This is a genomic window from Pseudomonas sp. Irchel s3a12, assembly GCF_900187485.1.
GTDB classification, from domain to species: Bacteria; Pseudomonadota; Gammaproteobacteria; order Pseudomonadales; family Pseudomonadaceae; genus Aquipseudomonas; species Aquipseudomonas neuropathica.
Map to the genome: position 1 here is coordinate 317,894 of NZ_FYDN01000003.1, position 25,460 is coordinate 343,353.

The 25,460-nt window shown below is 59.7% G+C and carries 23 protein-coding genes; 9 read left to right on the forward strand and 14 right to left on the reverse strand.

Annotated features, from left to right (window positions below; genetic code table 11):
* Positions 1-17 precede the first annotated feature (17 nt).
* From CKW14_RS07640 to CKW14_RS07655, 4 genes are read left to right on the forward strand one after another with little or no spacing between them, the layout of a single operon-like run.
* A complete protein-coding gene (locus tag CKW14_RS07640) occupies positions 18-1,166 on the forward strand; it encodes an ABC transporter permease (protein WP_095125093.1) in 1,149 nt (382 codons plus the stop codon).
* A complete protein-coding gene (locus CKW14_RS07645; RefSeq protein ID WP_095049551.1) occupies positions 1,163-1,966 on the forward strand; it encodes an ABC transporter ATP-binding protein in 804 nt (267 codons plus the stop codon). Before CKW14_RS07640 ends, CKW14_RS07645 begins: the two co-directional genes overlap by 4 nt.
* A 1-nt stretch (position 1,967) precedes the next feature.
* Entirely contained in the window at positions 1,968-2,906 is a 939-nt protein-coding gene (locus CKW14_RS07650) for an MlaD family protein (RefSeq protein WP_095049550.1), read from the forward strand.
* Complete coding sequence (locus tag CKW14_RS07655; protein WP_095049549.1) at positions 2,903-3,526, forward strand: ABC-type transport auxiliary lipoprotein family protein; 624 nt, start codon at positions 2,903-2,905, stop codon at positions 3,524-3,526. Before CKW14_RS07650 ends, CKW14_RS07655 begins: the two co-directional genes overlap by 4 nt.
* 121 nt (positions 3,527-3,647) lie before the next feature.
* Here CKW14_RS07655 and CKW14_RS07660 read toward each other — a convergent pair whose 3' ends face one another.
* The 5 genes from CKW14_RS07660 to CKW14_RS07685 all read right to left on the reverse strand — a co-directional run bounded on the left by CKW14_RS07660 (position 3,648) and on the right by CKW14_RS07685 (position 8,117).
* Positions 3,648-4,877 carry a nucleoside recognition domain-containing protein gene (locus CKW14_RS07660; RefSeq protein WP_095049548.1) on the reverse strand — a complete coding sequence of 410 codons (1,230 nt, stop codon included), beginning with the start codon at positions 4,875-4,877 and terminating at the stop codon, positions 3,648-3,650.
* Positions 4,878-5,094: 217 nt separating this feature from the next.
* Positions 5,095-6,426 carry a glutamate/aspartate:proton symporter GltP gene (gene gltP, locus CKW14_RS07665; protein ID WP_034152229.1) on the reverse strand — a complete coding sequence of 444 codons (1,332 nt, stop codon included), beginning with the start codon at positions 6,424-6,426 and terminating at the stop codon, positions 5,095-5,097.
* A gap of 702 nt (positions 6,427-7,128) precedes the next feature.
* Complete coding sequence (locus CKW14_RS07675) at positions 7,129-7,593, reverse strand: inhibitor of vertebrate lysozyme family protein (RefSeq protein ID WP_095049547.1); 465 nt, start codon at positions 7,591-7,593, stop codon at positions 7,129-7,131.
* A 2-nt stretch (positions 7,594-7,595) separates the two neighbouring features.
* Positions 7,596-7,760, reverse strand: a complete 165-nt coding sequence (locus CKW14_RS07680; RefSeq protein ID WP_003177151.1) for a DUF1328 domain-containing protein — start codon at positions 7,758-7,760, stop codon at positions 7,596-7,598.
* Between the two features lie 72 nt (positions 7,761-7,832).
* The gene (locus tag CKW14_RS07685; protein ID WP_093429512.1) at positions 7,833-8,117 is read right to left on the reverse strand and encodes a hypothetical protein; all 285 of its coding nucleotides are present in this window, start codon (positions 8,115-8,117) and stop codon (positions 7,833-7,835) included.
* Positions 8,118-8,544: 427 nt separating this feature from the next.
* Between CKW14_RS07685 and algB the strand changes: the two genes are divergently transcribed.
* Positions 8,545-9,891, forward strand: coding sequence for a sigma-54-dependent response regulator transcription factor AlgB (gene algB, locus CKW14_RS07690; protein WP_095049546.1), 1,347 nt, complete (start codon positions 8,545-8,547; stop codon positions 9,889-9,891).
* A 10-nt stretch (positions 9,892-9,901) separates the two neighbouring features.
* The gene (locus tag CKW14_RS07695) at positions 9,902-11,692 is read left to right on the forward strand and encodes a KinB sensor domain-containing domain (RefSeq protein ID WP_095125094.1); all 1,791 of its coding nucleotides are present in this window, start codon (positions 9,902-9,904) and stop codon (positions 11,690-11,692) included.
* On the opposite strand, the gene CKW14_RS07700 is transcribed toward CKW14_RS07695, so the two are convergent.
* The 7 genes from CKW14_RS07700 to CKW14_RS07730 all read right to left on the reverse strand — a co-directional run bounded on the left by CKW14_RS07700 (position 11,689) and on the right by CKW14_RS07730 (position 19,007).
* Entirely contained in the window at positions 11,689-13,302 is a 1,614-nt protein-coding gene (locus CKW14_RS07700) for an EAL domain-containing protein (protein WP_176471263.1), read from the reverse strand. The two genes, CKW14_RS07695 and CKW14_RS07700, sit on opposite strands and share 4 nt — an antisense overlap.
* 76 nt (positions 13,303-13,378) lie before the next feature.
* The gene (locus tag CKW14_RS07705) at positions 13,379-14,161 is read right to left on the reverse strand and encodes an N-acetylmuramoyl-L-alanine amidase (protein WP_095049543.1); all 783 of its coding nucleotides are present in this window, start codon (positions 14,159-14,161) and stop codon (positions 13,379-13,381) included.
* A gap of 101 nt (positions 14,162-14,262) precedes the next feature.
* Positions 14,263-16,341 carry a diguanylate cyclase gene (locus CKW14_RS07710; RefSeq protein ID WP_095125095.1) on the reverse strand — a complete coding sequence of 693 codons (2,079 nt, stop codon included), beginning with the start codon at positions 16,339-16,341 and terminating at the stop codon, positions 14,263-14,265.
* The gene (locus CKW14_RS07715; protein ID WP_007911779.1) at positions 16,338-17,216 is read right to left on the reverse strand and encodes an endonuclease/exonuclease/phosphatase family protein; all 879 of its coding nucleotides are present in this window, start codon (positions 17,214-17,216) and stop codon (positions 16,338-16,340) included. Before CKW14_RS07715 ends, CKW14_RS07710 begins: the two co-directional genes overlap by 4 nt.
* Before the next feature lie 14 nt (positions 17,217-17,230).
* Complete coding sequence (locus CKW14_RS07720) at positions 17,231-17,872, reverse strand: thiol:disulfide interchange protein DsbA/DsbL (RefSeq protein ID WP_095049541.1); 642 nt, start codon at positions 17,870-17,872, stop codon at positions 17,231-17,233.
* A 187-nt stretch (positions 17,873-18,059) separates the two neighbouring features.
* Entirely contained in the window at positions 18,060-18,671 is a 612-nt protein-coding gene (locus CKW14_RS07725; protein WP_016986443.1) for a cytochrome c, read from the reverse strand.
* 30 nt (positions 18,672-18,701) lie between these two features.
* Positions 18,702-19,007 (reverse strand): cytochrome c5 family protein, encoded by a 306-nt coding sequence (locus tag CKW14_RS07730; RefSeq protein ID WP_095049540.1) that lies wholly within the window; start codon positions 19,005-19,007, stop codon positions 18,702-18,704.
* Between the two features lie 191 nt (positions 19,008-19,198).
* On the opposite strand from CKW14_RS07730, the gene yihA reads away from it, so the two are divergent.
* A complete protein-coding gene (gene yihA / locus CKW14_RS07735) occupies positions 19,199-19,840 on the forward strand; it encodes a ribosome biogenesis GTP-binding protein YihA/YsxC (protein WP_007911767.1) in 642 nt (213 codons plus the stop codon).
* 411 nt (positions 19,841-20,251) lie between these two features.
* Here the strand turns inward: yihA and polA are convergent, their stop codons facing one another.
* Positions 20,252-23,056, reverse strand: coding sequence for a DNA polymerase I (polA, locus tag CKW14_RS07740; protein WP_095049539.1), 2,805 nt, complete (start codon positions 23,054-23,056; stop codon positions 20,252-20,254).
* A 74-nt stretch (positions 23,057-23,130) separates the two neighbouring features.
* On the opposite strand from polA, the gene CKW14_RS07745 reads away from it, so the two are divergent.
* Positions 23,131-23,421 carry a DUF2782 domain-containing protein gene (locus tag CKW14_RS07745; RefSeq protein ID WP_064389732.1) on the forward strand — a complete coding sequence of 97 codons (291 nt, stop codon included), beginning with the start codon at positions 23,131-23,133 and terminating at the stop codon, positions 23,419-23,421.
* Positions 23,422-23,475: 54 nt separating this feature from the next.
* The gene (locus tag CKW14_RS07750) at positions 23,476-24,429 is read left to right on the forward strand and encodes a homoserine kinase (protein WP_095049538.1); all 954 of its coding nucleotides are present in this window, start codon (positions 23,476-23,478) and stop codon (positions 24,427-24,429) included.
* An 83-nt stretch (positions 24,430-24,512) separates the two neighbouring features.
* Here CKW14_RS07750 and CKW14_RS07755 read toward each other — a convergent pair whose 3' ends face one another.
* Complete coding sequence (locus tag CKW14_RS07755) at positions 24,513-25,433, reverse strand: zinc ABC transporter substrate-binding protein ZnuA (protein ID WP_095049677.1); 921 nt, start codon at positions 25,431-25,433, stop codon at positions 24,513-24,515.
* Positions 25,434-25,460: the final 27 nt, after the last annotated feature.

Sequence of the window (25,460 nt, forward strand, 5' to 3'; positions counted from 1 at the left end):
GAACAAGCACGGAGCTTATGACCAGCAGCTCGATCAGCGGTAATGCTCAACTGGACACGTCGATAACCCCTGCCCGCCTGCGGGTCACGGGGGACTGGACGCTTGCCCATTACGCCGAGCTCAAGCAACTGAGCGAAAAGCTCCACGGTCAGTACGATGCCAACACCCCGATCGACCTCAACAGCCTCGGCGCCCTCGACACCGCTGGCGCTTCGTTGCTGGTCGAACTGCTCGGCTCCGAACGCCTGGGCAAATCCGCCGAACACCCCGATTGCACCCTGACCTCCGCCGACCGCGCGCTGCTGCAAACCGTGTACTGCTCGATGACCGATTTCTGCGTGCCGATCAAAGAGCCGGAAATCAGCGTCAGTGTGCAACTGCTGACGCGCATTGGTCGCGCCGTCGACACCGTCTGGCAGGACACTCTGCAACTGCTCGGTTTCGTCGGCCTGATCATGGAAACCATCGCTCGCAACCTGTTACGGCCCAAGCGCTGGCGCATCACGCCAATGATCGCGCACATCGAGCAGACCGGCCTCGATGCCGCGCCGATCGTGGCATTGCTGACATTTCTGGTGGGTGCGGTGGTGGCGTTTCTCGGCGCCACGGTGCTGGCCAGTTTCGGTGCGACGATTTTTACCGTGGACCTGGTGGGCTTCTCGTTCCTGCGCGAATTTGGTGTGCTGCTCACGGCAATCCTCATGGCCGGGCGCACTGCCAGTGCCTTCACTGCGCAGATCGGCTCGATGAAGGCCAACGAGGAAATCGATGCGATTCGCACCCTCGGCCTTGATCCGATGGAGCTGCTGGTGGTGCCGCGCGTGCTGGCGATGCTGGTGGCGTTGCCGATGCTGACCTTCCTGGCGATGCTCTGCGGGATAATCGGCGGCGGCGTGGTCTGCGCGGTGTCGCTGGATATCTCGCCGGCGATGTTCCTGACGCTGTTGCAGTCGGATATCGGCGTGCAGCACTTTCTGGTCGGCTTGGTGAAGGCGCCGATCTTCGCCTTCATCATTGCTGCAATTGGTTGCCTGGAAGGCTTCAAGGTCAGTGGCAGCGCCGAGTCGGTCGGCGCCCACACTACGTCTGCCGTGGTGCAATCGATTTTCGTGGTGATCGTGCTCGACGCGGTGGCCGCGCTGTTCTTCATGGAGATGGGCTGGTGAGTCGTCTACCCCGCGCGCCCTCGGAGGCGGTGATCGAAGTCCGTGGCCTGTGCAATCGCTTTGGCAGCCAGAGCGTGCACGAGAACCTCGACCTGGATTTGTACAAAGGCGAGATTCTCGCCGTGGTCGGCGGCTCCGGCAGCGGCAAATCGGTGTTGCTGCGCAGCATCGTCGGCCTGCGCCGGCCCAGCGAAGGCATCGTCAAAGTGTTCGGCAAGAACCTGCCGAGCCTGTCCGAGCATGAGCGCTCGCTTATCGAACGCCGTTTTGGTGTGCTGTTTCAGAAAGGCGCGCTGTTCTCCTCGCTGACCGTTACTGAGAACGTCGCCCTGCCCCTTATCGAACACGCCGGCCTCAGCCGCAACGACGCCGAGCACTTGGCTGCGGTGAAGCTGGCGCTGGCCGGGTTGCCGCTGTCGGCGGCGGACAAATACCCGGCATCGCTGTCCGGCGGCATGATCAAACGCGCTGCTCTGGCCCGGGCTCTGGCGCTGGACCCGGACATCCTGTTTCTCGATGAACCCACCGCCGGCCTCGATCCGATTGGTGCGGCGCAGTTCGATCAATTGATCCTGACCCTGCGCGATGCGCTCGGTCTCAGCGTGTTTCTGGTGACCCACGACCTCGACACGCTCTACACCATCACCGACCGCGTGGCGGTGCTGGCGCAGAAAAAAGTGCTGGTCGCCGGCCCGATCGACGTCGTCTCGGAAACCGACGACGCATGGATTCACGAATACTTCCACGGTCCGCGTGGCCGCTCGGCGCTGGACGCCGCCAAATTGCTCAACGAGGTCTGACATGGAAACCCGAGCGCATCATGTGTTGATCGGCCTGTTCACCGTGATTGTGGTGGCAGGTGCCCTGCTCTTCGGTCTTTTCCTGGCAAAGTCCAGTGTCGACACCGAGTTCAAGGATTACGAGATTGTCTTCAGCGAGGCGGTCAGTGGCTTGTCCAAGGGCAGCCCGGTGCAGTACAGCGGGATCAAGGTCGGCGATGTGATCAACCTGCGCCTTGATCCAAAGGATCCGCGGCGGGTGCTGGCGCGGATTCGTCTGGCCGGTGATACGCCGGTCAAGGAGGACACCCAGGCCAAACTGGCGCTGGCCGGGATCACGGGGACCTCGATCATCCAGCTCAGCGGTGGTACACCCGAAAGCCCGAAACTGCGTGGGCATGACGGCAATCTGCCGACCATCGTCGCCTCGCCCTCGCCTATTTCGCGCTTGCTCAATGACAGCAACGATTTGATGACCGGCATCACTGCGCTGCTGCAGAACGCCAACCAGATGTTTTCTGCCGAGAACGTCGAGCGTGTGAGCAAAACCCTCGCCCATCTGGAGCAGACCACCGGCACCATCAACGATCAGCGCGGTGACATCAAGCAAGCCATGCAACAACTGGCGAGCGTTGGCAAACAGGCCGGCAGCATGCTCGAACAGACCTCGTTATTGATGCGCAATGCCAACGGCTTGATCAACGATCAGGGCAAACAGGCATTGGGCAGTGCCGAACAAGCCATGAAGTCGCTGGAGCAAAGTACCGCGACGATCAGCACCCTGCTGAACAAAAACGAAAACTCCCTCGACAACGGCATGCAGGGCCTTAATGGCCTGGCCCCGGCGATCCGCGAACTGCGCGAGACGCTGACCTCGCTGCGCGCCATCTCCCAACGCCTTGAGGCCAACCCCAGCGGCTACCTGCTGGGCCGTGACAAGAACAAGGAATTCACGCCATGAAGCTGACTCGACTTGCCCTCCTCGCCGGCTTCACGCTGATCAGCGCCTGTTCGATTCTGCCCCAGTCCGAGCCGTCGGATGTCTATCGCCTGCCGGCCGCACAGGCGCCCGCCTCGGCCAGTTCAGCGGCGACTCAATCTTGGTCGTTGCGGCTGAACAAGTTGCAGGCCAGTGAGGCGTTGAACCGGCCGACGATTGCGGTGATTCCGCAGGGCGACGTGATCAGCAGTTACAAGGGCTCGCGCTGGAGTGATCCGGCGCCGGTGCTGGTGCGTAATCGCTTGCTCGATGGGTTTCAGCGTGATGGTCGGGTGACGTTGCTTAGTACCGATGACAGCAACTTTGCGGCGGATCTGGAATTGGGCGGGAGTTTGCAGGCGTTTCAGACCGAATACCAAGGCTCACAGGCCAGCGTTGTGGTGCGCGTCGATGCGTTGCTGGTGCGCGGTTATGACCAGCGCATTCTGGCCAGTCGCCGCTTTGAAGAGCGCCAGCCTCTGAACGATGTACAGGTGCCGGCGGTGGTGGCCGGGTTTGGCCAGGCCAGTGATCGCCTGACCGCCAAAATCGTCGCTTGGGCTGTCGAACAAGGCCAGAAACTGGCCCCCCCAAAACCTTAAGCCCGACACACAACCCCTGTAGGAGTGAGCCTGCTCGCGATAGCGGTGTATCAGTCACCGATGATGGCGATTGATAAACCGCTATCGCGAGCAGACTCGCTCCTACAATTTTGATGTGTGATCAGCCGAAGAACCAGTAGCACACGCCAATCGCGCCGAGCACACCCGCCAGTTCCGCCAGCAACGCACACCCCACCGCATGCCGCGCCCGCTGAATGCCCACCGCGCCGAAATACACTGCCAGCACATAGAACGTCGTCTCGGTACTACCCTGCACCGTCGCCGCGACCAGCGCCGGGAAGCTGTCGACGCCCGAGGTCTTCATCGTCTCGATCAGCATGGCCCGCGCTGCGCTGCCGGAGAACGGCTTGACCATCGCCGTCGGCAACGCATCGACAAACCGTGTGTCCCAACCCGCCCACTCGACCAGATGACGAATGCCATCCAGACCGAAGTCCAACGCCCCGGAAGCACGCAGTACGCCGACCGCACAGAGCATCGCCACCAGATACGGCAGCAGGTTCTTCGCGACGTCGAAGCCTTCCTTCGCGCCTTCAACGAACGCCTCGTAAACCTTCACTTTCCTCAACGCGCCGATGATCAGAAACAGCATGATCAACCCGAACAGCGTGAGATTGCCGAGGATCGACGACAATCCCGCCAAAGCCGTCGCTGAAAGGGTGCCGAGCAACGCCATGAAGCCACCCAACAACAGCGCACCCGGTACCAGATAGGCCAGCACCACTGGATCCCAGATCCGCAGGCGCTGCATGAACGCCACCGAGAGGAAGCCGACGATCGTCGAGCAACTGGTTGCCAGCAGGATCGGCAGGAACACCAGCGTCGGATCTGGCGCGCCTTGCTGGGCGCGGTACATGAAGATCGTCACCGGCAGCAGGGTCAGGGAGGAGGCGTTGAGCACCAGGAAGAGGATTTGCGCGTTACTGGCGATGGTGGCACTGGGATTGAGCTCCTGCAGCGCCTTCATGGCTTTCAGGCCGATGGGCGTGGCCGCGTTGTCGAGGCCCAGACCGTTGGCGGCGAAGTTCAGAGTGATCAGGCCAAGGGCAGGGTGACCGGCCGGGACTTCCGGCATCAGCCGCAGGAACAGGGGGCCGAGTACCTTGGCCAGCCACTCGACGATCCCGGCCTTCTCGGCGATGCGCAGAAAGCCCAGCCACAGGGTGAGGGTGCCGAACAGCAGCACCATGACTTCGACCGAGAGCTTGGCCATGGCGAAAATGCTTTCCACCATCGCCGCAAAGATCCCGGCGTTGCCGCCGATCAGCCACTGCGCCAGCGCCGATACGGCTGCCACGATGAAGAAGCCAAGCCACAGGCCATTAAGCATCAGTCAAATCCCCCGAAGAATGCCGCGAATGATAGCGGGGTCGCCAGAAACGACAAACCCCGGATTTCTCCGGGGTTTGTGTGTACCTGCTGCCACCCCATTTACCGGGTTGACCTCAATCTCCTGTAGGAGCTGCCGAAGGCTGCGATCTTTTGATTTTGTTTTTAAAAAGCAAGATCAACAGATCGCAGCCTGCGGCAGCTCCTACAGGGGTGTGTCAGTTCTTCGAGATTTCGCCTGCCGGCAGTTTTTCCTTGCTGCGCCAGTGCGGCAGGGAGTTCCAGTAGCGCTGGCCCTTGGCATCGTCGTACATGCCTTCCCAACGTGCGATAACCAGTACCGCCAGGGCGTTACCAATCACGTTCAGAGCGGTACGCGCCATGTCCATGATGCGGTCGACACCGGCGATGAACGCCAAGCCTTCCAGCGGAATGCCGACGCTGCCCAGAGTGGCCAGCAGTACCACGAAGGACACGCCCGGTACACCGGCGATGCCTTTGGAGGTGACCATCAGGGTCAGGACCAGCAGCAGCTGCTGGCTGATCGACAGGTCGATGCCGTAGAGCTGGGCAATAAAGATGGCGGCGATCGACTGGTACAGGGTCGAACCGTCGAGGTTGAACGAATAACCGGTAGGCACCACGAAGCTGCAGATGGCTTTCGGTGCGCCGTAGGCTTCCATCTTCTCGATCACGCGTGGCAGCACGGTTTCCGAAGACGCGGTGGAGTAGGCCAGCACCAGCTCATCCTTGAAGATGCGCATCAGCTTGATCACAGAGAAACCGAACAGCTTGGCGATCAGGCCCAGCACCACGAAGGCAAAGAAGGCGATGGCGACGTAAACCAGGATCACCAGTTTCGCCAGCGGCAGCAGCGAGGCGAAGCCGAAGTTGGCCACGGTCACCGCGATCAGTGCGAACACGCCGATCGGCGCATAGTTCATGATCATGTGGGTGACTTTGAACATGCTTTCCGAGACGCCCTGGAACATCTTCACCAGCGGCTCGCGCAGGTCCGACTGCAGGCTCGACAGACCGAGACCGAACAGCACGGAGAAGAAGATGATCGGCAGCATTTCGCCGCGGGCCATGGCCGCGAAGATGTTCGACGGGATCAGGTTGAGGATGGTCTCGATGAACGCGTGTTCATGCTGCACTTCGGCGGCGGTCGCCTGGTACTTCGAGATGTCCACCGTGCCCAGGGTGCTCATGTCGATGCCGGTACCCGGGTGGAACAGGTTGGCCAGCAGCAGGCCGACAACGATGGCGATGGTGGTGACGATTTCGAAATAGATGATCGTCTTCAGGCCAATCCGCCCGAGTTTCTTGGCGTCGCCCACGCCGGCAATGCCGACAATCAGGGAAGAGATGACGATCGGGATCACGATCATCTTGATCAGACGGATAAAGATATCGCCTGCCGGTTGCAGGACGTTGCTGATCCACCAAGCCTTCTCGGCACTGAAGTGATTGAGCAACGCACCAATTGCAATCCCTAGAACAAGACCGATGAGGATCTGCCAGGCGAGGCTGATTTTTGCCTTCTTCATTATCTTTACCCTTACTTGCGTTTGACTCAGGCACATGCAGGAACTGGAACGCTCTTTAGCGGAAAAGTCTGTGCATCTGCCTCCGTATAAGGTGCCCCGAAGCGCGTATTTACGGCTCTTCGGCAGGCGAAAAAAGGCGCAACTATTCCGATGCAAGGTTGCGCCGTCTAATGCCGTAAACGCCTACCCTATGCCGAATCGGCATGAGCTTTTTTAAATGAAACTGGCGTCCCAACCGGTTCGATTGTGACATTTCGGCCGGCATAAGTGCCGTGAACCGGCCATCACAGCCTAGGTTGGTTGTTTTTTGAACGAGAAAAATCGACGAAATATTTAGGAAAAAGCCTACGCAGGAAGACTAGAAGTCCTACTGTTTAAGTGGTCTCTTTGTCGATATACGGTCGCCATGAAACACCGCGTAATGTTTTCGCGCGCAGTGTCAGCGATAAAAAGGATGAGCTAGACGCTCTGGATCAATGTTTTGCGTGTTGGAAAGCTCAGCGCAAGTCCGTCGAGCCACTACGGGTCGGCGAACCTGCGGCGCAGCTTTTACCCTGACCCGGCCCTTGCGCAGGCACTCCCTGTCCCCGTAGGTCACTCCGACCCTGCAACAGTCAGAACGTCCCGGCCCCTTGGTCATGCGCCTGCCTTCCTCAGGTGGGCGCAATGGAAGGCAGCAGGGCTGCTGCCTTCATGTTCAAATCAGTACCACTTCGGATCTTTCTTCAGGGTTTCCATCAAAAGATCCTGCATGCCCTGATCGGGTTTGCCGAGGAAGCGGTAGGTGGCATGTCGCGTTGGCGACTTGTCGGCCGGCAGTCCTTCGGGCACATCCACGAGCATGGCGTATGCGTCTTTCTTGTCGAAACTGAACGCGACGATCAAGCGGTGGTTCAGGCACTTGTCTGCGGATTCGCAGAGCGGGCCGACCAGATACTGGTCGCCATCTTCAGTCACGGCATTCATCTGCTGGTCAGGCGTGCCGGACAGGTTCATCACCCATTCCGGCAGGCGTTCTTCCTTCTTCACCACGCCTTCCCAGGTTTCGCGATACTGCGGGTCGGAACTCAATAGTTCGTTGACCCGCGCCTGGCCGTCATTGGCCGCCATCGCCATGGCACTGCCGCCCAGAAGCAGGGCGGCTGCCAGTGTCTTTAACACAGTCATCGTTAACCTCGGCCGCGACGGCCAAAGAAGAAGGAAGCGATGAACATCACCAGGAACACGACAAAGAGAATCTTGGCGATACCCGTGGCGGTGCCCGCGATACCACCGAAGCCCAGTACTGCAGCGATGATGGCAATGATCAAGAATGTAATTGCCCAGCTCAACATGGTGATTCTCCTTACTTCTCTATTTAGGGGTGTTACGTGTTCTGGCGCTGCGCGCCCGAATTCATCTGTTCTTTAGAAAACCCAACGCTCTTCACGTGGCAGTTGATCCAGCGGCTGCGCCTGATCGACATCCATCATGCGCATCGAGGCGCTCTCGGCCTGGCTGCTGCTGACGGCGCTGAAGTGTGTTTGCGTGTTGTGCTGGATCGAAATCAGCGGCTCAACCTGCTGGCTGTTTTCCCAGCGCAGGTATTGCTGACAGGCGATCAGGGTGATCAACAGCGCCAGTACGCCAAACAGACCTTGCTGAATATGCAGTGGCGAGATACGCACTTGGGCGGCACGTTGGCGAGTCATCCTGGGTTCCTCACTCTTATTCGGTTGGGGCAGTTCATTTCTGCCCGGGCTGAATGAGGTATTGCAGCCTGCATGCCAGTTTTTTAATTGAAAAATATTCAATAAAATCAATTGGTTATAGGCGCGGTAGAAAACTTTCGCGACGCATCCTGCACGATGGGGCATCTGGGATCGTGCGCAATGCACGATTTTTTCGTAGGAGATTTCATTCTTATGGAATTGAGAGCAGGGCGCAGATGTCAGAAAAGTACGCAGGGAATGCCCTGCAAATCGGCATTTGTTTAAAAAACCAACAAAATCAACGTATTGGCCGTAAAGGCAGGAGAGAGCTACCCTCCTATGGCTGGCATCGTTCAGAATCAACCATGCAACTTGCCCGATTTTTCCGGGACTAACCCAAGACCAATCACTATGGAGCGTAGGAAAAATGGAATCTGCCACTGAGCATCAAGGCCGCATTCTGCTGGTGGACGACGAATCCGCCATCCTGCGTACTTTCCGTTATTGCCTCGAAGATGAAGGCTATACGGTTGCCACAGCCAACAGCGCGGCTCAGGCCGACACCTTGCTGCAACGCCAGGTCTTCGATCTGTGCTTCCTTGATTTACGTCTGGGAGAAGACAACGGCCTCGACGTACTGGCACAGATGCGCATTCAGGCACCATGGATGCGAGTGGTGATTGTCACCGCGCATTCGGCTGTCGATACCGCCGTCGACGCGATCCAGGCCGGCGCCGCCGACTATCTGGTCAAACCGTGCAGCCCGGATCAGTTGCGTCTGGCCACTGCCAAGCAATTGGAAGTGCGCCAACTGTCGGCGCGCCTCGAGGCCCTCGAAGGCGAGATCCGCAAACCGAAGGACGGTCTCGATTCCCACAGCCCGGCGATGAAAGTCGTACTGGAAACTGCACGTCAGGTCGCCGGCACCGACGCCAACATTCTGATCCTCGGCGAGTCCGGCACTGGTAAAGGTGAGCTAGCCCGAGCGATTCACGGCTGGAGCAAGCGCGAGAAAAAATCCTGCGTGACCATCAACTGCCCGTCGCTGACGGCGGAATTGATGGAAAGCGAGCTGTTCGGTCACAGTCGTGGCGCCTTTACCGGGGCCAGCGAAAGCACGTTGGGTCGAGTCAATCAGGCTGACGGCGGCACTCTGTTTCTCGACGAGATCGGCGATTTTCCACTGACATTACAACCCAAGTTGCTACGTTTCATTCAGGACAAGGAATACGAGCGGGTAGGGGATCCGGTCACCCGCCGCGCCGACGTGCGCATTCTAGCGGCGACCAATCTCAATCTCGAAGACATGGTCCGTGACGGGCGTTTCCGTGAAGACCTGCTCTATCGCCTCAACGTCATTACTCTGCACCTGCCGCCTCTGCGCGAGCGTGCCGAGGACATCCTGACGTTGGCCGACCGCTTCCTCGCCCGCTTCGTCAAAGAGTATGCGCGTCCGGCACGTGGCTTCAGCGACGAGGCTCGCGAGGCACTGCTCGGCTATCGCTGGCCGGGCAACATTCGCGAGTTGCGCAACGTGGTCGAGCGGGCGAGCATCATCTGCCCGCAGGAACGCGTGGAGATCAGCCACCTGGGCATGGCCGAACAACCGGCCAACAACGCGCCACGAGTCGGTGCCGCGTTGAGTCTCGATGAGTTGGAGAAGGCGCACATCGGCGCCGTCCTCGCCACCGCCGGCACCTTGGACCAAGCGGCGAAAACGCTCGGCATCGATGCCTCGACCCTGTATCGCAAGCGCAAGCAGTACAACCTGTGAGTGCCCGACGATGAAATTGGCGATGAAGTTGCGGACCCGTTTGTTCTTGAGCATTTCCGCTCTCATCACCGTGGCCTTGCTCGGGCTGTTGCTCGGGCTGGTCAGCGTGATGCAAATGGCTGGCTCGCAGGAAACGACGCTGCGTAACAACTTCGTCACTCTCGATCTGGGCCTCAAGCTGCGACAAACCCTGGGTGATCAACTGGTCCTCATGCTCGCCGAAGAACCCGATCCGGTCGCGTTCGAGGCGTCCAAGCAGCAGTATCTCAAGTTGCTTGATGACGGTATCGCCCAAGAGCACATTGGCGATGGCCGCCAGTATGGTTTCAGTCAGGCCAAGGCTGATTACCTGAGTTTTCTTCAGGCCTTTGATGTGCCCCGTGATCCGGCGGCTGCGTTGAGCAGCAACGCCAACCTCCGAGAGCGCTTCAACACGCTGCGCAACGGTTTGATCACTGAACACAAGCATGCACTGGACAACATTAACGCGGTTCAGCATCAAGCGCGCGACCGGGCATTGTTGATCGCCGGTCTGCTGGGATTTGTCGGGCTGGCGGTGTTGATCATCGGCTTCATCACGGCCCACGGGATTGCCCGGCGTTTCGGCGCGCCGATCGAGGCGCTGGCGCAGGCGGCGGACAATATCGGCCAAGGCAATTTTGAAGTGACCCTGCCGATTTCCTCCGCGATGGAAATGAACCTGCTGACCAAGCGTTTCGGCCTGATGGCTGAGGCCCTGCGGGAACATCAGGCGACCAACGTCGACGAATTGTTCGCCGGTCAGCAGCGGCTGCAAGCGGTGCTCGACAGTATCGACGACGGCTTGCTGATGATCGACCGCCAGGGGCATCTGGAACACCTCAATCCGGTGGCTCAGCGCCAGTTGGGTTGGGAAGATGATCGCCTCGGCCAAGGCTTGGGCACCGCGCTGGAGCGGCCGGAGCTGGATGCGCAGTTGCAACTGGTGTTGCGCGGTGGCTCGCTTGAGCGCGCACCGGAAGACCTGAGCATCGAGGTCGACGGCGAATCTCGTTTGCTGACCTACAGCCTGACGCCGGTCAGCCACACGCAGGGGCATATCCTTGGCGCGGTGATGGTCTTGCATGACGTGACCGAGCAACGCGCCTTCGAGCGGGTGCGCAGCGAATTCGTGTTGCGCGCTTCCCATGAGCTGCGCACGCCGGTCACCGGCATGCACATGGCCTTCGGGCTGTTCCGCGAACGAGCGAAGTACGCCCCGGAATCGCGCGAAGCCGATTTGCTCGACACCGTGAACGAAGAGATGCAGCGCTTGATGCAGTTGATAAACGACTTGCTCAACTTCTCGCGTTATCAGAATGGCCTGCAGAAACTCACGCTGGCACCATGCTCCATCGAGGATTTGCTGGAGCAGGCGCAACTGCGCTTTGCCGATTCGGCGGCGGCCAAGGGCATCGCCCTGCATGTCGAAGTGCAGGGACCGTTGCCACGTTTGCAGGCCGATCAGGCACAGCTCGATCGTGTGCTGGATAACCTGATCGACAACGCCTTGCGCCATACCGCCCGCGACGGTCAGATCCGCTTGCAGGCACGTCGGCATGGCGAGCGGCTGATTATCAGCGTCGAAGACAACGGCGAAGGCATTGCCTACGGCCAGCAGGGGCGGATCTTCGAACCTTTCGTGCAGGTAGGGCGCAAGAAGGGCGGTGCCGGTTTGGGCTTGGCGTTGTGCAAGGAAATCGTCCAGTTGCATGGTGGACGCATGGGCGTTTACTCACGGCCGGGGCAGGGCACGCAGTTTTATATGGCGCTCGCTGTCTAGGCTTCATCATCCATGCGTCGACCGGCAAGGCGCCGGCCACGGGTAATCAGTTCGATGAATTGCACCGCGCTCAGCGCATGGGCGAACAACCAGCCCTGACCGAATTTCACCCCTTCACTGCTGAGCAATTGCGCTTGGGATTCGAGCTCGATGCCTTCGGCAATCACCTTCAAATCCAGCGCCTGGGCCATGTGAATGATGTGCGGGGCGACGCCGCTGCTGGCCGCGTCATGGCCCAGTGCATCAATGAATGCTTTGTCGATCTTCAAGCAGTCCACTGGCAAGGTTTGCAAGTAGGCGAGGCTGCAATAGCCGGTGCCGAAATCGTCGATCAGCACCTGATGGCCAACATCGCGCAGCGCTTGCAGGTTTTCCCGTGCCACCACCACATCAATCAAGCCACGTTCGGTGACCTCGAAGGCAATCTGCCGCGCCGCCACGCGATGCAGTGTGAGCAGCCGCGCCATGACCTGGCCGATGCGTGGCACCATCACGTCGCAGGCTGCCAGGTTGACCGAGATGTATAGCTGCGGATTGGCGCGCAGCAACTGGCCCAGTTGCTCCAGCAGGCGCTGCAGGACGAAGTCGGTCATCTGCCGGATCTGCCCGGTGTTTTCTGCCATGGGGATGAACAGGTCAGGGCTGGTCAGCGTACCGTCGGGGCGGCGCCAGCGCAGCAGGGCCTCGGCACCGACGCAGTTGCGGCTGTCGAGGTCGAAGATCGGTTGATAGAGCACCTGCAGCTCGCCACGGCGAATTGCACCGTGTAGTTCGGCATCCAGAGACTGACGCTGGCGCACCAGTAAGAACACGAAAAATCCGACAAAGGCGCCGAGCAGCAGACACGCCGGGATGATCCACCACCAGACAGCCGGAATGTGCATGCCGGTTCTGGGTGTGATCAGGACCAACTGATACTCCGGATTATCCGTGGGCATGCGGTAGATCAGCCGGGTTTGCGTAACTTGCAGGGCATCGCGACTTTTCGGTGGCCAGTGTTCCGTGGGTGGCCAGGCTTGCGCCGTGCCAAGCACCGGGATAGCACGGGTGCCATGATCGAGCACCACCAGCAGGCTGCTGCCGGGGGACAAATCGACCATGTCGGTCAGATGCCCGCGCGAGGTGGCCACGCGGAAATTGCCGCGCCCCAGCATCAGCGCCGCGCGGTTTTCATCAGGTTCGGTGGTGGTGTTCAGCCAATAGCTGTAGGTCGGGCCTTTGATGTCTGGCGCGCGGACCACCGACAGGCCTTCCTGGCGCGGACGGTTGGAGCAGATCCGCGAAGCGTCCATGTAAGCCGCTTCATAGACGAAGCGATAGTTGAAGGTGACTTGCTGCAGGGTGGCGATCATTTCATCGTCACAACTGCGCAAGGGCTGCGCTTCCAGGTCATCGAGACTTTCACGCAACTGGCCAAACAATTGTTCGAGGCGGGCCAGGAAACGTTCGCCTTGTGCGTTCATTTGTTGGCTTTCGTTTTGCTCGACCTGACGCATCGCCACGAACATACCGCCGGCGATCAGCAGGCAGGCACTGAGGACAGCCGCGATCATCGCCAAAAACCAGGGGCGATAAAACCAGCTACGCAGCGTCTCTCGGGTAGCAACCATCATGGAATATCCGAAGAATTACCAATGAGTTATAGCTGCTGATTGCAATTTCGCCCTGACCGTCGGGCGGGCGTCATTATTTTGTCTGATTGAGTACCAGCAACAACGCTGCCGTTTGTGCATCCGGCGTGCCGTCGAAGCGCGAAGGGCGGAAGTGCATCTGGAAGGCGGCGAGGACGTGGCGTGTGGCAACGTCCAGCTCACCGGTCTGCGGTGTGTCATAACCCAAGTGCGCCAACTGTGCCTGGAACCAGCTGATGCTCGGCAGTTCGCTGCTGTTGAACAGCATTTGCTGGCGCGCTACTGCCTGTTCGTTCGGCCATACGCCCAAGCCTTCGGCGGCGAGACGTTTCCACGGGAACAAAGGGCCCGGATCGAGTTTGCGCAATGGCGCGATGTCGCTATGGCCAATGATGTGGCGCGGACTGATGCCGTTGCGCTTGCTGATGTCCTTGAGCAGGACGATCAACGATTGAATCTGCGCTTCGCTGTACGGATACCACAGACGGCCGGTCGGGGTGTCCTTGAAGCCCGGATTGACGATTTCGATACCGATCGAGCTTGAGTTTAGCCAGGTACGGCCCTGCCATTGGCTTTCGCCGGCGTGCCAGGCGCGCTGGTTTTCGTCCATTAGCTTGTAGATGGTGCCGCTCTTGTCGTCGCCGATTAGGTAATGGCTGCTGACTTCGCCATGGGTCAGCAGTTGCAGCGAGCGCTCCAGCGAGGCCGACGTGTAATGCACAACCACAAACTGAATGCGGCTGTCGTAATTGGCCGAAGGATGGCTGGTGTTGTAGCGCGGGCCGCTGGCACAACCGGCCAGAACGAGCAGCGAAGCGAGGAGGGTAAAGAATTTCATGGCAGAAGGCAGTACACGCAAGACAGTAATGCAACAGTGTAACGTACTGCCTCGCGTCTCGACGGTCAGTGGGCGGATTTAAACAAAATGGAACAATTTGCTCAGCCCAGCTCGACCCTGTTGCGCCCCGCATTTTTCGCTCGGTATAACGCCTGATCGGCTCTCTTCAATACAAGATCGCTGTGTTCTCCGGCACGGAATGTCGCCAGTCCCATGGAGATGGTGATGGTCACTCGTTCACCCTTGAAGTGGAACGGGCAGGCTTCGATAGCGGCGCGCAGGGTTTCCAGCAGTTTTGCGCCGACCGCTGGCGGCGTCGCCGGCATCAACAGAACGAACTCCTCACCGCCGAAACGGGCGATGAAATCGGTGCCGCGCAGACGCTTGCGCAGTACGGTGGCGATGATTTTCAGCACCTTGTCGCCGGCCAGATGGCCGTAGTTGTCATTGATCCGCTTGAAGTGATCGAGGTCGAGCATGGCCAGGCTCAGCGTGTTGCCGTGCAGTTGCCACTGTTTGATTTCATGCTCAAGGCGTTCGCTCCACGCGGCGCGGTTCGGCAGGCCGGTGAGCGGGTCGATCAGTGCTTTCTGCCGTTGTACTTCAAGATGTTCGCGGAAACCCTGGGCTTCCTGCTCCATATGCGCCACGCGTTCGGACAGGCTTTTCAGCCGCGTGGCGACTTCCTGCTCGCGGGCGTCGCGCTGCTTCTGATGCTGGTCCATGGTGCCGAGCAGGCCTTCAAGATGATTTTCCAGCACGTGCTTGAGGTCTTCCAGATCCGCAGCTTCCTGCACGCTGGTCTGCAGGCCGTCGACTTGCTCACGGATCTGCGTGTCCATGGCTTTCGCCGCCGAGCTGTTGTCGGCATGGCCCTCGCTGGCGGCTTGCAGATTGCTCTGAAACGCTTCGAGGCGTTCATTGAGCTGTTGCAGATAGGCTTCGAATTCGTGCTGGCCGCTGTCGGTGATCGCCAGCATCAACGTTGCAAGATCGTCGAGAATAGGGATCAGTTCGTACCAGTTCAAACCGTGTTTTAGCCGCTCACGCATGGCTTCGGCTTGCGGGCGGTGGCGTTCCGGCAGAGTCAGGTCGTCGAGCAGCCCGATCAGGGTGTCTTCGATGTGCTTGGCCACGGAACTGTAAGACGGCTCCGGGGTGTCCGGCAGGGCGAACAGGATGTCGTGCTCGGGCTGTTCCGGGTCGATGGCGGCCAGCGCCTGAGCAATCGGTTCGGGCAGGGGCAGGCTGTCGATGATCGGTGGTGATGGATCACCGGGGTGGATCAGTTCATCGGGATTGACCGCCTCAGCGGTGATCGGCGCTTGAGCCGGCGCTGAAGCCGGGGCGAAAACAGGCTCGGGCTCGAAGCGCTCTGCCTCCGGTTCGAGCGGTTCACTGATAACTTCGCTGATGACCGTTGGCGGTACGAAGGCCACTACATTTGCCGGTTCCAACTGGGCTGGAGCGGCTGGCGTGGGTGGTTCGACAACAGGCGCAAGTGCTTTGCTGGCAGGCGCTGCCGGTACCGGCTCAGCCGCCGCGACAGGCGCGAGCTGTGCGGTTTCCGCTGTGGTTGACGGTGCAGCCAGTGGTTGCTCTGGCGGCGAGGCTGGAACCTGCGCGGGGGATTGTGTCGCTAGCGCTTCTTCGCTGTCACGGCTACCAAACAAACGCTGCAACAATCCTGGGCGTCCCGGTTCGGCTGGCGTTTCCAGCTGACTCAAAGCCTTGCCCTGCAAGCCGCTGAGTTCACTCAGCAACAGTGGCATTTCCCGCGCCGAACCGACGCGGCTATCCAGTTGTTTGGCGAATTTCTTCAGTGGCTGAGCGACTTCACGCGGCAACGGCAAAGCCTGCAACTGAGTGACCAGCGATGTCAGCGCGGTACTGACTTGATCGATGCGGGTTTCGCGGCGCTGCTCGGAATCGAGCACGGCTTTTTCCAAGCGCGGCAACAGGGCGGCGAGGCCGGCGTCCATGTCGTCGGTGCGCACCACGTCGCGCATCTCTTTCATGCACTGATCGACGACTTTATCGGTGCCTTCAGCCGCTAGTGTGCTGCGCACCAGACCGCGCCGCAGCAAGTCGAGCCTGGCGGCCCAGCGCCGCTCAAGCTTGTCTTGCTGTTCGATGCTTTTGAGGTACTTCTCTTTCCAGCGCTGGGCGTCGTCGCTCATTCAGGGGTTCCGCGAGGGGCAGGACTCAACGCGGGCAATGCATCGGCCGTGAGCGAACCCGGCAGACGAATCTCTACCGCGACCGGCAGGTGATCGGAAATCGGTTGTGCCAGCACTTCGACCTTTTCCAGCGTCAGGGTCGGGCTGAGCAAAATATGATCAAGGCAACGCTGAGGACGCCAGCTGGGGAATGTCGCTTCCACCTGCGGGGCCAGCAGGCCGAGATCGCGTAACGGAGAATGTTGCAGCAGATCGCTGGCATGGGTGTTCATGTCGCCCATCAACACTTGGTGTTTGTAACCGCCGATCAGCTCACGAATATAGGCCAGTTGCAGGCTGCGGGTTCGCGCGCCAAGGGCCAGGTGCATCATCACCACCACTAACGCCTCCGGACCTTCGCCGAAGCGCAGCAGAATCGCGCCACGACCTTTCGGGCCTGGCAGCGGGTGATCTTCAATCGCCGACGGTTTCAGACGACTCAGCACGCCGTTGCTGTGCTGGGCCAGTCGGCCGAGATTGCGATTGAGTTGTTGATACCAGTAAGGGAAGGCGCCGAGCTGGGCAAGGTGTTCGACCTGATTGACGTAGCCCGAACGCAGGCTGCCGCCATCGGCTTCCTGCAAGGCGACCAGATCGAAGTCGCCGAGCAAGTCGCCGATCTTTTGCAGATTGCCTGAGCGACCGTTGTGCGGCAGCAGGTGCTGCCAGCTACGGGTCAGGTAATGCCGATAGCGCTCGGTGCTGATGCCCACCTGGATATTGAAACTGAGCAGGCGCAGACGTTGGTCTGCGGGCAGGCCCGTGGACTCCAGGTGATGCTCGTTGACCTGCGGATCATGCAGGCCAACGATGCGTTCAGACTTCCAGCGGCGCATGGCGGGGGCGGCGCTTAGTTGGCTGCAGCCTTGGTTGCCGCTCGCTCTTTGGCGACCAGTTGGTCAGCCAGTTGCAGCGCTTGTTCGGCACCACCGGCAGAGCCGATGTCAAAGCGGTACTTGCCGTTGACGATCATGGTTGGCACGCCAGTGATTTCATACTTCTTGGCCAGTTCACGGGCCTTGACGATCTGGCCTTTGATGGCGAACGAGTCGAAGGTGGCGAGGAACTTGTCCTTGTCCACGCCTTGAGTGGCGAGGAAGTCAGCCATGTCGTTCTTGTCGGTCAGCTTCTTGTGTTCTTTCTGGATTGCGTTGAACACGGCGCTGTGAACCTTGTGCTCGACACCCATGGCTTCGAGGGTCAGGAACATCTGGCCGTGAGCGTCCCATGGGCCGCCGAACATCGCCGGAATACGCACGAAGTTGACGTCGGATGGCAGTTTTTCAACCCACGGGTTGATCACCGGCTCAAAGGCGTAGCAGTGCGGGCAGCCGTACCAGAACAGCTCGACCACTTCGATCTTGCCAGGCTCTGCCACCGGCACCGGATTGGCCAGTTCGACATACGGTGCGGCAGGGGTTTCGGCTGCTTGAGCGGTCACGCCGAACAGGCTGGCAGCGACGAGGGCGGCGCTGATGATCAGATTACGCATGCTTTACTCCTGGACAATTTGGGTCGCCTCGCGCGACCTGTTTTCAGACAGATCCTGGCGGGCATGAGTTCTGTAGTGTAACGGCAGCGGCCACAAAAAAGGGCGGCCAAAGCCACCCTTTTTATACTTGCTGCGACGGATTAATCGAGCGTTAACGTTGCGCGAGATCTATCGCTGCCAAATGCGCTTAGTGCAGACCTTGAATGTAGCTGGAGACCGCAGCAATATCTTCGTCGCTCAGGCGCTTGGCGATGGTCTGCATGGTCATGGTGTCGCCGTCGTTGTTGCGGCCGCCTTCTTCCTTGCGGAAATCGGTCAGTTGCTTGGCGATGTATTGAGCGTGTTGGCCACCCAGGTGCGGGAAGCCTGCCGCGGCGTTGCCAGCGCCGTTCGGTGAGTGACAGCCGGTGCAAGCTGGCAGGCCCTTGGCCAGGTTGCCGCCACGGAACAGGGCCTCACCGCGAGCGACGATCTTCGGATCGGCGGCGCCGACGCTGCCTTTCTGGCTGGCGAAGTAGGCGGCGATGTCGGCCAGGTCCTGATCGCTCAAGTTGGTCAGCAATCCGGTCATTTCCAGAACGGTGCGCTTGCCCGACTTGATGTCGTGCAATTGCTTGGTCAGGTAGCGTTCACCTTGACCGGCCAGTTTCGGAAAGTTTGGCGCCATGCTGTTCCCGTCCGGGCCATGGCAGGCTCCGCATACGGCGGCTTTTGCCTGGCCTGCTGCGGCATCACCGGCAGCATGGGCGAAGCCTGAGATTCCCACGGTCAACAGCAGACTCACGATCAATTTGTTCATCAGCTAATCCAACTACGGCTAAGGGTTAAGTTATGGACCGGGCTTACTCGCGCTCATCCACAGGATGATGGCTTGGTAATCCTCGGCACTGCAGTCCATGCACAAACCACGCGGCGGCATCGCCTTGAAACCCTGGGTCACGTGTTGCACCAGCGTCTCCATACCTTTCGCCAACCTCGGCGTCCAAGCTTCCTGATCGCCTCTTTCGGGCGCCATGGGTAGTTGGCCGGAATGACAGGCACCACAAACACGGTTGTACACAGCTTCCGGATCCTGTGTAGCCTGTGCGCTGTAAAGCGGCATCAAGACTCCGGCAGCCAGCAGCCATTTCGTCATAAAACGACCTTTTCAGGGTTGAGAGCGTTCTGCGTTCTAATGCGCAATCAAGGTCTGTCGCTCTCGTGAACTTCATCCTACGCTGGGACAAAGCACACACAAAATCTGCGGCATTATATACTGGCGTCACTGAAACGGAAGCGACACCGCGTTCCGCGCCCAATCCCGGCGCCGCCCACATCGGAAATCCCATGCAACTCAAGAATCCCATCCTCGGCCTGTGCCAACAGTCCACGTTTATGCTCAGTGCCGCCAAAGTCGATCAATGCCCTGACGACGAAGGCTTCGAAGTAGCGTTCGCCGGTCGTTCCAACGCCGGCAAATCCAGCGCACTGAACACTTTGACTCACGCCAGTCTGGCGCGCACCTCGAAAACCCCAGGTCGCACACAGCTGTTGAACTTCTTCAAGCTAGACGAAGATCGTCGTCTGGTCGACCTGCCGGGCTACGGTTACGCAAAAGTACCGATCCCGCTGAAGATGCACTGGCAGCGTCACCTCGAGGCTTACCTCGGTGGCCGCGAGAGTTTGAAGGGGCTGATTCTGATGATGGACATCCGTCATCCAATGACCGACTTCGACCTGCTGATGCTCGACTGGGCCGTTGCGGCCGGCATGCCAATGCACATCCTGCTGACCAAGGCCGACAAGCTGACCTACGGCGCAGCCAAGAACACCCTGCTCAAAGTGCAGTCGGAAATCCGCAAGGGTTGGGGCGACCTGGTCACCATCCAGCTGTTCTCGGCGCCAAAACGCATGGGCCTGGAAGAGGCCTACACTGTACTGGCCGGCTGGATGGAACTGGCAGACAAAGGCGCCGAGGCGGCTGAGTAAAACAGGGATTAGAAAATTGGCTGTGGTGCGCTCAGGCAAGGCGAAAGCACAGCTAAAAAGCGGAGTTTAGGTTACCTAAATGAGCATTTTTAGCTGTGCTTTCAACGCAGTCTGAGCGTGCCACAGCCAATTTTCGGGCAAAAAAAGCCCCGGACTTCATTGGGGAGGGAGAAGTTCCGGGGTTTAAGTTCCGAACCGCTAGGGCGGGGTTCAGATATCTGCCAACACTTAACACAACATAGGAGCATCGAAGGGCTTCACCAGCCATTCAGTATCTCTGAGTGGTGTCCTTCCAGATTAGTTCAGATTTTTTTCAAAAAGCTTTGGAATAATCCCAAGCGCTTTTCGAAATAAGCAGGTTTTACTGGCGCTGCCGCGACAACAGGTCGCGGCAAACCGTGTTCAAAAGCCTCAGTGAGCCTCATCCCAATTGTTGCCCACACCCACTTCGACCAGCAGCGGCACATCCAGTTTCGCCGCCTCGCTCATGTGCACGCGAATCTCGGCACTGACTTGTTCGACCAGATCCTCACGAACCTCCAGCACCAGTTCATCGTGCACCTGCAGGATGACTTTGGCGTCCAGCCCGGATGTCGCCAACCAGTTATCCACCGCCACCATGGCTTTCTTGATGATGTCGGCAGCCGTGCCCTGCATCGGCGCGTTGATCGCTGTGCGCTCGGCAGCGGCACGTTCCTGCGGCTTGTTCGAGTTGATTTCTGGCAGGTACAGACGACGACCGAAGAAGGTCTCGACATAACCCTGATCCGCCGCCTGTGCGCGGGTGCGATCCATGTATTCGCGAACCCCCGGATAACGGGCGAAGTAGGTGTCGATATAAGCCTTGGCGGTCTTGGTGTCGACGCCGATGTCCTTGCCGAGCTTCTGTGCGCCCATGCCGTAGATCAGGCCGAAGTTGATCGCCTTGGCGCCACGGCGCTGGTCGGAGGTCACTTCGTTGAGTTCGACCTTGAACACTTCGGCAGCGGTGGCGGTGTGCACGTCCAGATTGTTGCGGAAGGCATTCATCAGGCCTTCGTCCTTGGACAGGTGCGCCATGATCCGCAGTTCGATCTGCGAATAGTCCGCCGCCAGCAGTTTGTAGCCCTTTGGCGCGACGAACGCCTGACGGATGCGCCGGCCTTCCGCGGTGCGCACCGGGATATTCTGCAGGTTTGGATCGCTCGAGGACAAACGCCCGGTCGATGCCACAGCCTGGTGATACGAGGTGTGGACACGCCCGGTGCGCGGATTGATCTGCTCCGGCAGGCGATCGGTGTAGGTGCTTTTCAGCTTGCTCATCGACCGGTGCTCCATCAGCACCTTCGGCAAGCGGTGATCGTCTTCAGCGAGCTTCGCTAGCACTTCTTCAGCGGTGGACGGTTGGCCCTTGGCGGTCTTCTTCAATACTGGCAGGCCGAGTTTCTCGTAGAGAATCACGCCCAACTGCTTCGGCGAGCCAAGGTTGAATTCTTCCCCGGCGATCTCGAACGCTTCGCGCTCAAGTGCGACCATTTTGTTGCCCAGTTCGATGCTCTGAATGCCGAGCAGTTCGGCATCAACGAACGCGCCTTGGCGTTCGATGCGCGCCAGTACCGGCACCAGCGGAATCTCGATGTCGGTCAAAACGCTGGCCAGACTCGGGATGGCGCTGAGTTTTTCGAACAGCGTCTGGTGCAGGCGCAGGGTGATATCAGCGTCTTCGGCGGCGTACGGCCCGGCCTGTTCCAAAGCGATCTGGTCGAAAGTCAGCTGCTTGGCGCCTTTGCCGGCGATGTCCTGGAAGCTCACGGTGGTGTGATCCAAGTACTTCTGCGCGAGGCTGTCCATGTCGTGGCGGGTGGCGGTGGAGTTGAGCACGTAGGACTCAAGCATCGTGTCGAAGGCGATGCCGCGCACGTTGATGCCTTGGCTCTGATCGCCGCCGATGGCACAGTTGGCCAGAATATTCATATCGAACTTGGCGTGCTGGCCGACCTTCAGCTTGCTCGGGTCTTCGAGAATCGGCTTGAGTGCGCGCAGCACGGTGTCGCGATCCAGCTGTTCCGGCACGCCGATGTAGGAGTGAGTCAGCGGAATGTACGCGGCTTCGTTGGCCTGCACGGCGAACGACAGGCCGACCAGCTGCGCTTGCTGCGCGTCGATGCCGGTGGTTTCGGTGTCGAAGGCGAACAGCTTGGCGTTGTTGAGTTTTTCCAGCCAGACGTCGAAGCGCGCCTGATCAAGGATGGTTTCGTAGGCAGCTTCGGCGGGAGCGACAGGCGCTTCTTCCGCTGGTGCGCTGAACAGATCGCCGGCCAGCGCAGGTTCGCTGGCTGCGCTCAGTTCCAGACGTTTGGCGTCGCGATCGAGATCATTGATCCAGCTTTTGAATTCCAGCAGCGAGTACAGCTCGTAGAGCTTGGCCGGGTCTTCGGCGCCCATCTGCAGGTCGTCGAGTTCGACGTCCAGCGGCACGTCGACCTTGATGGTCGCCAGTTGATAGGAGAGGAACGCCATCTCCTTGTGCTCTTCAAGCTTGGCCGGCAGGGTCTTGGCGCCGCGAATCGGCAGGGTCGGCACGATGTCGAGATTGGCGTACAGCTCGGTGAGGCCGCCGTTGACGCCGACCAACAGGCCGGACGCAGTCTTCGGGCCGATGCCGGGAACGCCCGGAATGTTGTCGGACGAATCGCCCATCAGCGCCAGATAATCGATGATCTGCTCCGGAGCGACGCCGAATTTCTCCTTAACGCCCTCCACGTCCATCGAGCTACCGGACATGGTGTTGACCAAAGTAATGTGGCCATCGACCAGTTGCGCCATGTCCTTGTCGCCGGTGGAGATGATCACCGGGCGATCCGCCGCCGCGCTGCTGCGCGCCAGGGTGCCGATCACGTCGTCAGCCTCGACGCCTTCCACGCACAGCAGCGGGAAACCGAGGGCGATCACGCTCTGGTGCAGCGGCTCGATCTGCACGCGCATGTCGTCGGGCATGCTCGGGCGATTGGCTTTGTATTCGGCGTACATTTCATCGCGAAATGTCCCGCCCTTGGCGTCGAACACCACGGCGAACGGGCTGTCCGGGTACTGCTTGCGCAGACTCTTGAGCATGTTCAGCACGCCTTTGACCGCACCGGTCGGCAGGCCTTTGGAGGTGGTCAGTGGTGGCAGCGCGTGAAACGCGCGGTACAGGTAAGACGAACCGTCCACCAGGACGAGGGGGGCTTGGCTCATGAGCAGGATCAACCTTTTCGGCGGGTCCGGCGCTAGAATAGCGGGACCGTTGACGACAAAGGGACAAGGTTATCATGCGTACGTTAAATCGCTTGCTGCTGGTCGGTCTGATTGCTGCCTCACCGTTGGCCGCGATGGCGGCGGATGATGCGCCGTCAGGGGATCCTGAAGTAACCATTCGCACGGAAGGCGACAAGACGATTCAGGAGTACCGGCAAAACGGCTTCCTGTACGCGATCAAAGTCACGCCGAAGGGCGCGCCGCCGTACTTTCTGGTGCGTGCAGACGGGACGGATGCAAACTTCATTCGCTCGGATCAGCCGGATATGCTGATTCCGTCGTGGAAGATTTTCGAATGGAAGTAGATTTTTAATTCACCCGGCGCCGCGACTGGCGGCGCCCGTACTGGCAGTTAAAACATGTCTGTGTTCACTCCCCTGGCTCGGCCCGAGCTGGAAACCTTTCTCGCCCCTTACGGGCTTGGCCGTCTGCTTGATTTCCAGGGGATCGCCGCCGGCAGCGAAAACACCAATTTCTTTATCAGCCTGGAGCAGGGCGAATTCGTCCTGACCCTGGTCGAGCGCGGCCCGGTGCAGGAGATGCCGTTTTTCATCGACCTGCTCGATGTGCTCCATGAAGCCGATCTGCCGGTGCCGTACGCACTTCGCACCACCGACGGCGTGGCGCTGCGTGAGCTGAAAGGCAAACCGGCACTGCTGCAACCGCGCCTTTCCGGTAAGCACATCAAGGTCGCTAATGCTCAGCATTGCGCGCAGGTCGGCGAGTTGCAGGCGCACCTGCACCTGGCGACCCAGGACGAGCGCATGATCAAGCGCAAGACCGACCGTGGTCTGGACTGGATGCTGGAAGAGGGCACGGAGTTTCTTTCGCACCTGAGCGATGAGCCGCGTGCGCTGCTGCAAAAGGCGTTGAACGAGATCACCGAGCGCAAAGACAAGATTCTTGCGCTGCCTCGCGCCAACATCCACGCCGACCTGTTTCGCGATAACGCGATGTTCGAAGGCACGCACCTGACCGGTTTGATCGACTTCTACAACGCCTGCTCAGGGCCGATGCTCTATGACGTGGCGATCGCCTTGAATGACTGGTGCTCGGACGAGGACGGTTTAATCGACGGGCCGCGTGCCCGCGCGTTTCTCGGCGCCTATGCGGCGTTGCGACCGTTCACGGCGGCGGAGGCTGAGTTGTGGCCGACGATGCTGCGTGTAGCCTGTGTGCGGTTCTGGCTGTCGCGGTTGATCGCGGCGGAGCAGTTCGCCGGGCAGGACGTGTTGATTCACGATCCGAAAGAGTTTGAACAGCGGTTGGCGCAGCGGCAGCAGGTCAATACACCTTTGCCTTTCGCGCTTTAATATCAAAAGATCGCAGCCTTCGGCAGCTCCTACATGGGATTACCTGTAGGAGCTGCCGAAGGCTGCGATCTTTTTCTATGCGGCTACAGAGATTCCAGGCATCCCGCCAGATCATTGCCCAACTTCTCTAGCACTTGCTCATAGCCCTGAGCCGTCGCCGGGGTGTACCCGCCCAACGCATCCAGCTCAGCCAGTTTCACCGGCAAACCCGCCACCAGGGTTTCGGCCAGACGCGGACGCAATGGCGGCTCACTGAACACACAGGTCTTGCCCACTTCCTGCAAACGCTTGCGCATCGCCGCAACATGCTGCGCACCGGGCTGCACTTCGGCGGCCACGCTGAACACGCCGGCATGCTTCAGGCCATAAGCCTCTTCAAAGTAATCAAACGCCTCGTGAAAGACGAAGTACGGCTTGCCTTCAACGCTGGCCAGACGCTTCTTCAAACGCTGATCCAGTGCGTCCAGACGTTCGTCAAATGCCTTGGCGTTTTTCTGATAGCGCTCGGCATTGGCCGGATCAACGGCGCTCAAGTCCGCGGCCATTTTGTCGGCAATTACCCGCGCATTGACCGGTGATAACCACAAGTGCGCATCGAGCGTGCCAGGACGGTGATCGTGATCATGCTCGTCAGCCTCTTCGGCGTGGGAGTGGCTGTCCTCAGCGAAACGCCGCAGTTTCATCCCTGGCAGATCCTGCACCGCGACGCTCGGCAGCGTTCGACCGTTCAACACGCGCGGCAGAAAGCCTTCCATGTCCGGGCCGATCCAGTAGAGCAGATCCACCGATTGCACCTTCCGTACGTCGGATGGCCGCAGCGCGTAATTGTGTGGCGAAGCACCCGGCGGCAGCAGCACTTCGGGAATCGCTACGCCGTCCTGCACGGCCGCTGCAATCAGCTGCAACGGTTTGATGCTGGTGAGGACTTTGACCTCGGCCTGAGCCGAACCGATCAGCAGAAAACTGGCGACAAAAGCCACAAAAACAGAAAAAAGTCGGGACACGATGACCACTCAAGGAGGCGAGAACGG

Coding starts and splice junctions, on each gene's coding strand:
- CKW14_RS07640 (WP_095125093.1), top strand. CDS start 18: ATGACCAGCAGCTCGATCAGCGGTAATGCTCAACTGGACACGTCGATA.
- CKW14_RS07650 (WP_095049550.1), top strand. CDS start 1,968: ATGGAAACCCGAGCGCATCATGTGTTGATCGGCCTGTTCACCGTGATT.
- CKW14_RS07655 (WP_095049549.1), top strand. CDS start 2,903: ATGAAGCTGACTCGACTTGCCCTCCTCGCCGGCTTCACGCTGATCAGC.
- CKW14_RS07660 (WP_095049548.1), bottom strand. CDS start 4,877: ATGCTTAATGGCCTGTGGCTTGGCTTCTTCATCGTGGCAGCCGTATCG.
- gltP (WP_034152229.1), bottom strand. CDS start 6,426: ATGAAGAAGGCAAAAATCAGCCTCGCCTGGCAGATCCTCATCGGTCTT.
- CKW14_RS07675 (WP_095049547.1), bottom strand. CDS start 7,593: ATGACTGTGTTAAAGACACTGGCAGCCGCCCTGCTTCTGGGCGGCAGT.
- CKW14_RS07680 (WP_003177151.1), bottom strand. CDS start 7,760: ATGTTGAGCTGGGCAATTACATTCTTGATCATTGCCATCATCGCTGCA.
- CKW14_RS07685 (WP_093429512.1), bottom strand. CDS start 8,117: ATGACTCGCCAACGTGCCGCCCAAGTGCGTATCTCGCCACTGCATATT.
- algB (WP_095049546.1), top strand. CDS start 8,545: ATGGAATCTGCCACTGAGCATCAAGGCCGCATTCTGCTGGTGGACGAC.
- CKW14_RS07695 (WP_095125094.1), top strand. CDS start 9,902: ATGAAATTGGCGATGAAGTTGCGGACCCGTTTGTTCTTGAGCATTTCC.
- CKW14_RS07700 (WP_176471263.1), bottom strand. CDS start 13,302: ATGGTTGCTACCCGAGAGACGCTGCGTAGCTGGTTTTATCGCCCCTGG.
- CKW14_RS07705 (WP_095049543.1), bottom strand. CDS start 14,161: ATGAAATTCTTTACCCTCCTCGCTTCGCTGCTCGTTCTGGCCGGTTGT.
- CKW14_RS07710 (WP_095125095.1), bottom strand. CDS start 16,341: ATGAGCGACGACGCCCAGCGCTGGAAAGAGAAGTACCTCAAAAGCATC.
- CKW14_RS07715 (WP_007911779.1), bottom strand. CDS start 17,216: ATGCGCCGCTGGAAGTCTGAACGCATCGTTGGCCTGCATGATCCGCAG.
- CKW14_RS07720 (WP_095049541.1), bottom strand. CDS start 17,872: ATGCGTAATCTGATCATCAGCGCCGCCCTCGTCGCTGCCAGCCTGTTC.
- CKW14_RS07725 (WP_016986443.1), bottom strand. CDS start 18,671: ATGAACAAATTGATCGTGAGTCTGCTGTTGACCGTGGGAATCTCAGGC.
- CKW14_RS07730 (WP_095049540.1), bottom strand. CDS start 19,007: ATGACGAAATGGCTGCTGGCTGCCGGAGTCTTGATGCCGCTTTACAGC.
- yihA (WP_007911767.1), top strand. CDS start 19,199: ATGCAACTCAAGAATCCCATCCTCGGCCTGTGCCAACAGTCCACGTTT.
- polA (WP_095049539.1), bottom strand. CDS start 23,056: ATGAGCCAAGCCCCCCTCGTCCTGGTGGACGGTTCGTCTTACCTGTAC.
- CKW14_RS07745 (WP_064389732.1), top strand. CDS start 23,131: ATGCGTACGTTAAATCGCTTGCTGCTGGTCGGTCTGATTGCTGCCTCA.
- CKW14_RS07750 (WP_095049538.1), top strand. CDS start 23,476: ATGTCTGTGTTCACTCCCCTGGCTCGGCCCGAGCTGGAAACCTTTCTC.